The sequence below is a fragment of the Acinetobacter sp. CFCC 10889 genome, from assembly GCF_003268395.1.
In the GTDB taxonomy this organism is placed as follows: Bacteria; Pseudomonadota; Gammaproteobacteria; order Pseudomonadales; family Moraxellaceae; genus Acinetobacter.
The window spans coordinates 85,119-97,564 of record NZ_LQXQ01000010.1; the positions used below are offsets into that span (position 1 = coordinate 85,119).

The following is a 12,446-nucleotide window of genomic DNA, read 5'->3' on the forward strand; positions in this document are numbered from 1 at the left end:
TAAAAATATCTATTTTTCTTTATACTGATTATAATTTTTTGATTTAAATAAACTTTGAATTATGATTAATGATTTAGATACTTTTGAGAGTAAGCTTTTAAATTTATGCCAAGAATATTTTTTAGACCTTTCAAAGTCAGAACTTTTACAAACAGGTAGATCGAAAGATATTTTAGAAAAATATAAGGAAAATAAAAGTTTAAGTAATTTTGAACAAGCTTATATAAATGAGTACCTTCTAAGATCTTTAGCTCAATTCTTACCAAATTTTTTGAAACGGACTGCAAATAAAGTTGAATTAGAGAGATTTATCGAAGAAAAAGCTTTTCAAGAGAAGGTCAGACGAGAAGTTGTTGAAAAACAAAAGCTACTTGAGTTAGATCCTGTATATATTGCAAAGCAAAAAGAACAAGCATTGCTTAAAAAATATGAAATTAATGAATATACAACAGATGCATTACCAATAAAACTTCCTGAGATTTTAAGTAAGTTAGATAGGGACATAAGGCTTTCTCAGGATGAAGCAGTTTGGTTAAACACTTTAGGAAAGGATTTTTTTAGTGGTAAGGTTCGTCATAAATTTCATCGTTTAGAAGCTAATTATTATCTTCAGGAATATAAGAAAAATGTTAAAAATATTTGGAATGCTATTAATGCGAGTAGCCAATTAAGAAAGTGTCAGGCTAGTTTAGAAGCAGAGGAGTTGCTTAAAAGTATTACTGTTTCTGATAAAAAAGATAAAAAATTATTATCCGCTTATTTTACAACCTTAGGAGGTGTTAGACGTGATCTTAGAAAAGTTAATATCGCAATAGATAATGCTTTCAAAGCTCATAATTTAACTCCTGATAATTATCGCCCATGTACATTATTGGGGGCTATTTATATGGAAACATACCAATATACACTTGGGCATGAATGGTATGAAAAAGCTATTGAGCGTGGAGCAACAGATCAATCTATCAATGCTGATCTAAAAAGTATTATTTCTAAGATGGATAAAACGAAACGTAATGAAATGATTGAACACTTATTAAAGTTGGATCACCTTACATATTCATGGTTAAAGTCTTTAAAAATAGCTGTAGTAAATAATCCCAAAACTAAAAAAAATAAGGTTGAGCAGACAATAAAAGCTCAAAAGAAAGCATTGCCCCAGCAGAGTAAAAAGACGGTTAAAAGTAAATAGCCGAATTATTTCAATAACTTGTAATCCATAAAAAAGCCTAACTTAGGCAGGTTAGGCTTTTTATATGAAATTCTATTGTTCCACGTAAACCATCATTAGGTAGTTTTTAATCATTGCCTATAATGAATGTAATCCTCTCATTTTTGAGAGGATTTTTCATTTATGCTGTATGCGTATGATGCCCTAACTCATGCTTTAACTGCGCAATTGCTTCAATCCGTTTCTGAATCAACATTTCACCAATATCTGCACCTTTTATCTCAGGTGGCAGATCAGATGCCTTAATCGTACGAACCCGTTGCGTAATTTTCCATAAAAACTCCGCTTGAGGATAATCACGATTTTCCATGCCCAAACGACCACGTGCATCACATTCACAGGCTTGCAAAAATGCTTCAACACGCTCAGGACGACGTAATACATCCAAACGCTGTAACAGACGCCATAAAGTACCTGCTTTCAACGTGAAAGCCTGATGACATTTCAAATGCTCTTTACACACTGCCAAAGCAAGTTGTTTGGTTAATGTTGGAACTTTCAAACGATCACAGACTTCTGTCACAGGAGCAATCCCACGTTCCTCATGCATGATATGACGTGGCAATTCCTCTTTGGGTGTCAAAGCTTTACCCAAATCATGAACCAAGACGGCAAAACGCACATCCAAAGAATAATTGGCTTTGCAGGCTTGTTGCAAAGACATCAGGGTATGAATACCACAATCAATTTCAGGATGATATTCAGGACGTTGCGGAACACCAAACAGCGCATCAATTTCAGGGAATAAAATCTTTAAAGCACCACATTCACGTAATACTTCAAAATAAACATCAGCATGATCTTCCATCAAAGCACGTGAGGTTTCTTTCCAAACACGTTCAGGTGTGAGTGCTTGTAATTCACCTGACTCAGCCAATTGACGCATTAACGCTAAGGTTTCATCAGCAATCGAAAACCCATATTGCGCATAACGTGCCGCAAAGCGGGCAACACGGAGTACACGTAAAGGATCTTCAGCAAAAGCAATCGAAACATGACGTAATATTTTATTATTTAAATCATCCTGACCATGATAGGGGTCGAATACTTGCCCCTCTGCATCCATCGCAATCGCATTAATAGTTAAATCACGACGAATCAAATCTTCTTCTAAGGTCACCGCAGGATCGGTATAAAATTCAAAGCCATGATAACCATGCCCTGATTTACGTTCTGTACGGGCAAGCGCATATTCATCTTTGGTTTCAGGATGCAAAAACACAGGAAAATCTTTACCCACAGGCTGATAGCCTTGAGCAAGAAGTTGTTCAGGTGTTCCACCAACAACAACATAATCTTTTTCGTGATAGGGATGACCGAGTAAATGATCTCTGACAGCACCGCCTACTAAATAAACTTGCATGAAAAAACCTCTATTCTTCAAGCCATGATGCTACAGAATAGAGGTTTTCTCAAGTCACAAGATGTGAGTAAACGTGCAATTAAAGAGCAGCTTTCTCGTTTTCTTGAATTTCAGCAACAGTTAATGCTGTCATATTGACTAAACGGCGAGTTGTCGCAGTTGGGGTCAAGATATGTACAGGTTTAGCAGCACCAAGCAAGATTGGACCAATGGTCACGTTATTGCCTGATGTAGATTTCAACAAGTTGAATGAAATGTTTGCTGCATCAAGGTTTGGCATGATCAACAAGTTTGCAGAACCTTTGAAACGTGAGTTCGGGAATGCAAAATGACGAATATTTTCATCCAACGCTGCATCGGCATGCATTTCACCTTCAACTTCAAGCTCAGGGGCGATTTCCGTTAAGATTTCAAACACTTTACGCATTTTTTGTGCGCTTGGATCATTTTGATCTGAACCAAAACTTGAGTGTGACAATAAAGCAACTCGTGGCGTCATACCAAAACGACGTACTTCTTCAGCCGCTAAAATGGTCATTTCAGCCAATTGTTCAGCCGTTGGGTTACGGTTAATGTAGGTATCTGCGATGAACAGGTTGCGATCTTCAAGCATTAAGGCATTCAAGGTAAAGAAGTTATTACGACCTTCTTTTAACCCAATGACATTTTTCACAAAGTCCAAGTGAATGTCATAGCTTGAATAGGTACCACACAACATACCATCTGCTTGACCATGACGTACAAGCATTGAAGCGATTAAAGTTGAACGACGACGTGATTCACGTTGAGCATACTCAGGTGTTACACCTTTGCGTTGCATGATGTTGTGATAATCTTCAGCAAATTTTTCATAATCAGGATTATTTTCTTGATCTACGATAGTGATATTCACACCATTCTCAAGACGTAAGCCTAATTTTTTGATATTTGCTTCGATGACTGAAGTACGACCGACCAAAATTGGTTTTGCCAAATCTTCATCCACTGCAATTTGCACTGCACGAAGTACACGTAAATCTTCACCTTCCGCATAAGCAATACGCTTAGGATCAGATTTCGCTGCGCAAAAATAGGTTTCATCATTAACGCTGAGTTATAGACAAACTCAGATAAGCGTTGACGATATGCAGAGAAATCTTCGATCGGACGACTTGCCACACCTGAGTCCATTGCAGCTTGCGCAACAGCAGGTGCAATTTCCAAAATCAAACGTTGATCAAGTGGACGTGGAATTAAATAATCACGACCAAAAGATGCAGATTTTTCACCATAAGATGCAGCGTCTGCTTCAACATGCGCCATACGTGCAATCGCATGCACACAAGCAATCTTCATTTCTTCGTTAATGGTGGTTGCACCAACGTCCAAAGCACCACGGAAGATATATGGGAAGCAAAGTGCATTATTCACTTGGTTTGGATAGTCAGAACGACCTGTTGCCATGATTACATCAGGGCGAACTTCATGCGCATGTTCAGGTAAAATCTCAGGATCAGGGTTTGCCAATGCGAAGATGATTGGATCAGCTGCCATCACTTTAACCATTTCTTTGGTCAAAATACCTGCGGCAGAAAGACCCAAGAACATGTCCGCACCTGCGATTACGTCTGCAAGTTGTGTACCTTCGATGTCTTGCACATAACGCTTTTTAGACTCATCCAAACCTTCACGTTTAGTGGTCAATAAGCCACGTGAGTCAGCAACAATGATATTTTCTTTCTTCGCACCAATCGCACAAAGTAAATCTAAGCATGATAGGGCTGCAGCACCTGCACCTGAAGCGATGATTTTGATCTCATCAATTTTTTTGCCATTAAGTTGTAATGCATTGAGTAATGCAGAACCGACAATGATTGAAGTACCATGTTGGTCATCATGGAACACAGGAATATTCATGCGTTCACGAAGTTTTTGTTCAATGTAGAAACATTCAGGTGCTTTAATATCTTCTAGGTTGATACCGCCAAAAGTAGGTTCTAAAGCGGCAACAATGTCCACGATTTTGTCAGGATCATTTTCAGCAATTTCGATATCAAATACATCGACACCTGCGAATTTTTTAAATAATACGCCTTTACCTTCCATCACAGGTTTTGAAGCTAAAGGACCAATATTTCCAAGACCTAAAACAGCAGTACCATTACTGACCACAGCGACCAAGTTACCACGTGCTGTATAAAGAGCCGCTTTTGATGGGTCTTTCTCGATTTCCAAACATGGTGCAGCAACACCTGGGGAGTAGGCAAGTGCAAGATCATGTTGGTTGACGAGTTGTTTGCTAGGCGTGACGCTGATTTTCCCTGGTGTTGGGAATTCATGGTAATACAGGGCTTGCTGTTTTAGTGATTGATCGTCCATTTACATCTCGTTTGTTACAATGTACCAGCGGGCGCTGGCGATTTTGGCTAAATTTTCTTGAATATACCATTTGTTGAGCAATACGGACAGTCGAAAAACGACCTTTTTCCACAAGAAATATTGATTAAGTTTATTTATACTCGATAAACTGAAGCAAGTTTGAATTTTGCAAGATAATCAATACATTCTTGGGCTGAGAGCGGTTTTGAATAATAAAAACCTTGTAAAATATGACAACCATGTTTTTTTAAGAAATTAATTTGTTCAATGGTTTCAACACCTTCAGCAACGACACTCATACCCATTGCTTTACCCATTGCGATAATCGCACTGACAATGGCTTGATCTTTTTCTTGTTCAATTTTAGAAATAAATATTTTGTCGATTTTTAAAGTATCAATAGGGTAATTGGTGAGATAAGCCAAAGATGAATAACCTGTCCCAAAATCATCTAGTGCAATGGAAATATGACGTTGTTTAATTTGTTGCAATAAATTGAGGACGTTGTCTGATTTTGCGATCAAAGATGATTCAGTGATCTCAAGCTCTAACATATCACCTGAAATTTTATATAAATTCAGTGCTTGATCTATATCTTGAATCAGTTCACCACGATGCACTTGTTGTGCCACAATATTGACTGACACACGCAGGTAATCAAAGTTCAAATCTTGCCAAATTCGAATCTGTTTACAGGTTTCAAATAATACAAAACGTCCAATTTCAGTAATTAGACTTGATTCTTCTGCAATGGGTAAAAATACATCAGGTGTAATTAAACCAAGTTTAGGATGTTGCCAACGAATCAATGCTTCAAAACCATAAACTTTTTCAGTTTTTGTACAAATTTTAGGCTGATAATAGACAAGTAATTCTTTATTTTTAAGAGCCTGTCTTAAATCACCCTCAAGATTCATACCTTTATGGAAGAGTTGAGTATTTTTACTGGTATAAAAATATGCAGTATTTCCACCTAAGCTTTTTGCTTCAGCCAATGCTTGCTCAGCGTGGCTGTTTAATGTGTCAACTTGACGACCATGTTCAGGATAAAGTGCGATACCTAGCGAAATTGAAATGAAATGTTCATGATTTTCAATGGTAAATGGGTGCTCAAAAGCATCCAAAAGTCTTTTGGCGATTTTATGAATATTTTTCTTATTTTGACCAAAATTATAAATAATTGAAAAATCATCATTATTTAAATAAGAAATTAATAATGCATCAGGACAATATTGTCTTAAACGTTGTGCACAGATTTGTAATAATGCATCGCCTGCTTGCGTACTTACAAATTCATTAAATGATCTAAAACGATCAATATTAATACGGATCACAGCAAGATTCTGCATTAAATTATTTGGATCAGTTAAATAATGATGTAGTTGTAAGTTAAAATAAAAACGATTAGGTAGATCGGTTAATAAATCATAATTTTCTAAATATGAAACACGTTGTTCTTGTTTTTTACGTTCAGTTAAATCAGTAATAATACCAATGTAATTGGTCACTTTATTTTTTTCATCTGATACTGCATTAATATGTACCCATAATGTTAATTTTTTACCTGTTAAAAATTCAATTTGTAATTCAGCATCAAACTCACCATCTTTGACTAATTTTTTTGTTGTATCAAAATGCTGCTGTAAAATTTCTTTGCTATTATTTACTGTAATATCAAATATATGTTTGCCTAATAAATCATTTTGTTGATAACCCACTAATTTTTCAAAGTATGGATTTACTTCCAAATAGCATAAATTATTATCCAGTACAAAAACCCCTTCAGCCACATGTTTAAAGACATTTGCTGCAAGCTTGAGTTGTTCTTGATCTGTTTTTTCCTTTTGAATATCACGATGAATACCCACCATACGAATGGGCTTGTAGGAGATCGGGTGGCGAGCGATCACTTTACCTGTATCTTGAATCCAACACCATTGATCATTTCTTTTAATACGATAGCGTGCTTCAAAGCGTTCAGATTTGCCACGTAAATGTTGACGCATAAGGTGTTGATAATTTTCGAGGTCATCAGGGTGAATCAAAGATTCAATTTGGGTATTATGTTCATCGAATTGGTTAAATAAAATTTTACTTTTGGTATCAAATATTTCAATAGTCCGTTTTTCAATATTCCATAACCATGAATTAATACCTGCAGTTTCATGTGCAAAGGCTAAATTGGCTTGATGATTTTCTAAACGTGCATTAATTTGATGAATATCAAATGTACGTTCTTTTACTTTTTGCTCAAGCAATTGATTGCTCAGTAATAGCTCATTTTTAATTTGAGCTGAGTGATCAATTTCATGTTTTAATTTAGTTTGTAATTGATTTGTATCTTGGATTTGTTGTTTGGATTTAATTAATAAATTATTATAGTTAAAAGAAGTATTCATTAATTTATGATAAAGCTTATGTGTAAGAAAGCTTGCAGCAAAAATAAATAATAAAATAAGATTGAAAGTAAATTGATGGTATGCATTTAAAGGATTAATCAGGATAAATTTATATAATAAGCATGGTATAATAGATGGAATGAAAAAAAATAAAAAATATCGGAAGCGACAGCTTAAATAAATAATTGCAGTGATTGTAGTTAAACAAACCAAAATACTTGATAAAATCAGTAAATGTATTGCTGTAATTTGAGGCGTGTCAATTAGCACATAATAATGTAAAGTAAAAATGCCAAAACCTAGACTACAACCAAGGACTAAACAGATAAACTGACATAAAGCATCTAAATTGAAACTATTATAATAAGATGTCTTTAAATTTGATTGAATGAGTAACCATGAAATACTTGAAAGAATAGCAGCAACAATACCCCAAAGCGTGAATGAAAATGAGAATTCTTCAAAATAAATATAATAAACAGAGAGGTCATACACAATGATTGCGGATAAGCATAAGAGAAAACGTTGCAAAAGGATGGCTGCACGCTTGACCTGAGCAGCGTATAAGAGTTCATCTTGAACGTCTATTATCATTCCTAATGCCTTTTTCTTAGTACGAATTTTTAGTACAGATATTTTTAACTTTGGTTTTATTTATAACATTTAATGTTACTTAAATATTTCATTTTAAGACAGCTAAATTACTTTTATTTTACGGCAAAATCAAGATTTTTGTGATTTAAATCACATATTTCTTAATTAAATTTAGTGAAATGTGTAGTTTAAAATAGAAAGCGCAACGACTGGTGCTGTTTCTGTACGCAGTACACGAGCACCAATGCACCAGTTTTTAAATCCGTGATCATTTGCCTGACTGATTTCAGCTTCACTCAGACCACCTTCTGGACCAATCAGCAAAACAAGATCTTGGCTTGCATCTTTGAGCACATCAGTCTGTTCTTTTTCAGGTGCAAGTACCAGTTTTGTTGTAGGTAATTCTGTTTGTAACCATTGTTCTAAACTGAGAGGTGCAAGTATTTGAGGAACAATATTCATGCCGCATTGTTCACAGGCTGCAATTGCGATGCCTTGCCAATGATCAATTTTCTTCTGATCACGGTCATATTTTAAACGCATTTCACAACGTTCAGAAGTCAACAGCTGAATTTTGGAAACACCAAGTTCGACAGCTTTTTGAATCGCATAATCCATACGATCACCTTTACTCATCACTTGCCCAAGCAGTGCGGTGAAGTGAGGTGTACGGTTGTCAGGGTTAAATGCGTCAACATGTACTGAAGCAGATTTTTTCGCAACATCTGCCAGTGTTACTGCATATTCACCACCTTGTCCATTGAACAAAGTGGCTTTTTCACCGACTTGCGCACGTAAGACTTTGACCCAGTGATGGAAAACTGTTTCAGTCAGTTCAACTGTAGTATCAACAGCTAAATCAGTTTCAATATAAAAACGGGGCATTCAGTCTTACTCGCAAATAGATGATTTAATTTTGAATTATGCTAAACCAAGATCCAGCACAAGCTGACGGTTTGGTTCAGTGTGGTTCATGGTGTAGAAGTGCAGACTTGGCGCACCACCTGCAATCAGGCGTTCACAGAGCTTCACCACAACTTCATGACCAAAGGCTTTGATACTTGCAGAATCATCACCATAAGTTGCCAGCTGCTTACGAATCCAGCGTGGAATCTCCGCACCAGTACCATCAGCAAAGCGAATCAGGTTGCTTGCATTGGTAATCGGCATAATCCCTGGTGCAACTGGAATATCAATGCCTTCTTTTTGAATGCGGTCTACAAAGTAGAAATACGCATCTGGATTGAAGAAGAATTGAGTTAGTGCTGCATTTGCACCTGCACGGGCTTTATCACAAAAACGTTGAATGTCTAAGTCAAAGCTGTCGGCTTGTGGATGCATTTCAGGATATGCAGCAACTTCGATATGGAAATGATCACCTGAATGTTCACGAATGAAGCGAACCAGATCAGTGGCATAAGGCAGTTCACCCAAGCCAACCTGACCAGAAGGTAAATCACCACGAAGCGCGACAATACGGTCAATGCCTTGTGATTTATACAAATCCAGCAATTCAGCAATACGTTGTTTGCTGTCACCAATACAAGACAGGTGAGGGGCAACTGGTGTACCTTTGCCGTTGAAATCGTCCAGTGTAGACAAGGTGCGTTCACGGGTAGAGCCCCCCGCACCATAAGTTACAGAGAAAAATTCAGGATTCAGTAACTGAAGTTCTTGATGTACAACTTTAAGCTTTTCCGCACCTGCATCGGTTTTGGTCGGGAAAAACTCAAAAGAAATCGGGACACGTTTGGTCATGGTTAAATCCTTTTTTATAAGTATTTAAGTTATTTACTCATTTGGAAAATTGGGAATTAATAAATCAAATGAAGCGTTGAATTCTTATTTAAAAATCTCCCCTAACCCCTCTTTGTAAAGAGGGGAAAGTCGTGAATTTTATTGAAACTAGATTCACGGCTCCTCCCTTTTTAAAGGGAGGTTGGGAGGGATTATTTAAAAGCAACACATTCAAATGTTTAATAATTCATCATCTTATTTCAAGTATGAGTGAATGATTAAAACTTAGTACTTATAAGACTCAGACTTAAATGGACCTTCAACAGTTACACCTAAGTAATCTGCCTGTACTTGAGTCAATTGAGTCAAGACACCACCGAAACCTACAACCATTGCCGCAGCAACTTCTTCATCTAATTTCTTAGGAATAAGTTCTACACGGATCGCAGCTTGTTTTTGATCTTCAGGAAGATCAGCAAATTTCTCAGCAAATAAATGCATTTGACCCAAAACCTGGTTGGCAAATGAACCATCCATAATACGTGAAGGGTGACCAGTCGCATTACCAAGGTTCACTAAACGACCTTCAGATAAAAGGATTAAGTAATCGTTTTCATTTTCTGTACGATACACTTGGTGTACTTGTGGCTTAACTTCAACCCACTTGTAACCACGTAAGTAGTTCGTGTCGATTTCAGTATCAAAGTGACCGATGTTACAAACCACTGCACCTGCTTTTAATGAATCAAGCATTGCAGAATCACATACGTGATAGTTCCCCGTTGTTGTTACGATCAAATCAGTGTTTTGAAGAAGGTCAAGGTTGATGTCTTCTTTCTTGCCCGTTTGTACGCCATTTTTGTATGGAGAAACAACCTCATAACCGTCCATGCATGCTTGCATTGCACAGATTGGGTCGATTTCAGTTACACGTACAATCATGCCTTCCTGACGAAGTGATTGAGCAGAACCTTTACCTACGTCACCATAACCGATTACAAGCGCACGGCGACCAGATAGAAGCATATCTGTACCACGTTTGATCGCATCATTTAATGAATGGCGGCAACCGTATTTGTTGTCATTTTTAGACTTGGTTACAGAGTCGTTTACGTTGATTGCAGGTACTTTTAAAGTACCGTCACGGTGCATTTCATACAGACGTTGAACACCTGTAGTGGTTTCTTCTGTAATACCGTGAATTTTAGCAATCACTTGAGGATATTTTTCGTGAACAAGTGCAGTTAAGTCACCGCCATCATCCAAAATCATGTTGGCATCCCAAGGTGTGCCATTTACATTGATCTGTTGTTCTAAACACCAGTTGTATTCTTCTTCAGTTTCGCCTTTCCAAGCAAATACAGGAATACCCGCAGCAGCGATTGCAGCAGCAGCATGGTCTTGAGTAGAGAAGATGTTACAAGATGTCCAACGAACTTCTGCGCCTAATTCAACCAAAGTTTCGATTAAAACAGCTGTTTGGATTGTCATGTGGATACAACCCAAAATTTTAGCACCTGCAAGTGGTTTTGCAGCAGAATAGCGTTTACGAAGACCCATCAAAGCAGGCATTTCTGCTTCTGCAAGTTTGATTTCTTTACGACCGTAATCAGCAAGTGAAATGTCGGCAACTTTGTAATCTGTAAATGAAGCATTAACCGCGTTCATCACGATCTCCTTAAAATAGATAATTGATCATTATGTTCGCGGATGCCGTTGTTGGTTTAAATGAAGATTTAAACCGATGGTCGAGCCTAGCGATCTTACATTTATGTGCCTGTAAGAAAGTCGCAGCATCCCTCGACTGCGGTGTATTGTACTTGGAAAATGATTTGGTTCCAACGTGGTTTTGTTGTTTTATTCATCGACTTGTACTTCTACACCTAGTTTTTCAAGTCGAGAAGATAATCCTGTTGGTGTTCTTTGAAATAATATGCTTAATTCGGTTAAATTATAGCCTTCATCATATTTTTGGATAAGCAAATCGGTTTCATTCTCAGACCACTTATAATTGCTGCGGGCATATTTTTCACGTGTTTTAAGTACAATATTACTTTGGGATTCTGTACGACAAATCAGATCATTTTCATTAAAGTTAAGGGGAGTAATCGCTAAATTTTCATCGCCATTTACAATATGAAGATTACTTTCTATATGAGATTTGGAAATGGTTGTTAAAGATATATCGGGTTGAGCGATACCATCATAACGATAAGTTTCAAAGCGAATTCTTTTATTCAGAATCGCATGTTTAATCGCTTTTTCAACTTTGGTTAAAGATGATTTTCCAGTTTTAATTTCTAAAAAGATAATTTCAATGTCATCAATGCTGACTCCATCTTCATTGTCACGATATTTTTCGATGTTATGAAAGACAATAAAATCTATGGGCTTTCCTAAAAAAGTACAATCATGTGGTGTATATGGAAAGTTTTCTTGAAAAGGGCAGAATTTTTCACTGATTTGTCCTTTGATGGTATTCCGAGAAGCACTTAATGAGAGTTTGGTTGCATTCTTCTTTTCCTTTTCAAAGTCTACTTTTAATTCATGTATATTATTTGCATGTGACAAAATTAATTCATTGATTTGTTCTTGGTGTAAAATTTGTAGTTCATTGAGCTTCTTTTGCACTTGTGCATTTTTGTTATAAAAAAATAAAATGATTAAAACAAGGCTAAATATCAATAAAAAGCTAATTATAATTTCCATAATTTTCTATAATTTAAAATTCTCATCATAATAAAAAATTCATGAAAACTAAATTATA

General features: G+C 36.5%; 7 protein-coding genes and 1 pseudogene. 1 reads left to right on the forward strand and 7 read right to left on the reverse strand.

Annotation, left to right across the window (positions count from 1 at the left end):
* Positions 1–61 precede the first annotated feature (61 nt).
* A complete protein-coding gene (locus tag AVJ19_RS05485; RefSeq protein WP_111858770.1) occupies positions 62–1,189 on the forward strand; it encodes a hypothetical protein in 1,128 nt (375 codons plus the stop codon).
* 160 nt (positions 1,190–1,349) lie between these two features.
* Here AVJ19_RS05485 and AVJ19_RS05490 read toward each other — a convergent pair whose 3' ends face one another.
* The 7 genes and pseudogenes from AVJ19_RS05490 to AVJ19_RS05520 all read right to left on the reverse strand — a co-directional run bounded on the left by AVJ19_RS05490 (position 1,350) and on the right by AVJ19_RS05520 (position 12,388).
* Positions 1,350–2,591 (reverse strand): multifunctional CCA addition/repair protein, encoded by a 1,242-nt coding sequence (locus AVJ19_RS05490; RefSeq protein WP_111858771.1) that lies wholly within the window; start codon positions 2,589–2,591, stop codon positions 1,350–1,352.
* Between the two features lie 79 nt (positions 2,592–2,670).
* Positions 2,671–4,949, reverse strand: a pseudogene (locus AVJ19_RS05495) (NADP-dependent malic enzyme).
* Between the two features lie 134 nt (positions 4,950–5,083).
* The gene (locus tag AVJ19_RS05500) at positions 5,084–7,348 is read right to left on the reverse strand and encodes an EAL and GGDEF domain-containing protein (RefSeq protein WP_228203294.1); all 2,265 of its coding nucleotides are present in this window, start codon (positions 7,346–7,348) and stop codon (positions 5,084–5,086) included.
* 765 nt (positions 7,349–8,113) lie between these two features.
* Positions 8,114–8,827 carry a 16S rRNA (uracil(1498)-N(3))-methyltransferase gene (locus AVJ19_RS05505; RefSeq protein ID WP_111858773.1) on the reverse strand — a complete coding sequence of 238 codons (714 nt, stop codon included), beginning with the start codon at positions 8,825–8,827 and terminating at the stop codon, positions 8,114–8,116.
* 36 nt (positions 8,828–8,863) lie between these two features.
* Complete coding sequence (metF, locus tag AVJ19_RS05510) at positions 8,864–9,700, reverse strand: methylenetetrahydrofolate reductase [NAD(P)H] (protein ID WP_111858774.1); 837 nt, start codon at positions 9,698–9,700, stop codon at positions 8,864–8,866.
* Positions 9,701–9,964: 264 nt separating this feature from the next.
* Entirely contained in the window at positions 9,965–11,347 is a 1,383-nt protein-coding gene (ahcY, locus tag AVJ19_RS05515) for an adenosylhomocysteinase (protein WP_087553530.1), read from the reverse strand.
* Between the two features lie 189 nt (positions 11,348–11,536).
* Positions 11,537–12,388, reverse strand: a complete 852-nt coding sequence (locus tag AVJ19_RS05520; protein WP_111858775.1) for a Holliday junction resolvase-like protein — start codon at positions 12,386–12,388, stop codon at positions 11,537–11,539.
* Between the last annotated feature and the right edge of the window lie 58 nt (positions 12,389–12,446).

Excerpts from the sequence above, each read along its gene's own strand:
- AVJ19_RS05485 (WP_111858770.1), top strand. The coding sequence starts at position 62 with ATGATTAATGATTTAGATACTTTTGAGAGTAAGCTTTTAAATTTATGC.
- AVJ19_RS05490 (WP_111858771.1), bottom strand. The coding sequence starts at position 2,591 with ATGCAAGTTTATTTAGTAGGCGGTGCTGTCAGAGATCATTTACTCGGT.
- AVJ19_RS05500 (WP_228203294.1), bottom strand. The coding sequence starts at position 7,348 with ATGAATACTTCTTTTAACTATAATAATTTATTAATTAAATCCAAACAA.
- AVJ19_RS05505 (WP_111858773.1), bottom strand. The coding sequence starts at position 8,827 with ATGCCCCGTTTTTATATTGAAACTGATTTAGCTGTTGATACTACAGTT.
- metF (WP_111858774.1), bottom strand. The coding sequence starts at position 9,700 with ATGACCAAACGTGTCCCGATTTCTTTTGAGTTTTTCCCGACCAAAACC.
- ahcY (WP_087553530.1), bottom strand. The coding sequence starts at position 11,347 with ATGAACGCGGTTAATGCTTCATTTACAGATTACAAAGTTGCCGACATT.
- AVJ19_RS05520 (WP_111858775.1), bottom strand. The coding sequence starts at position 12,388 with ATGGAAATTATAATTAGCTTTTTATTGATATTTAGCCTTGTTTTAATC.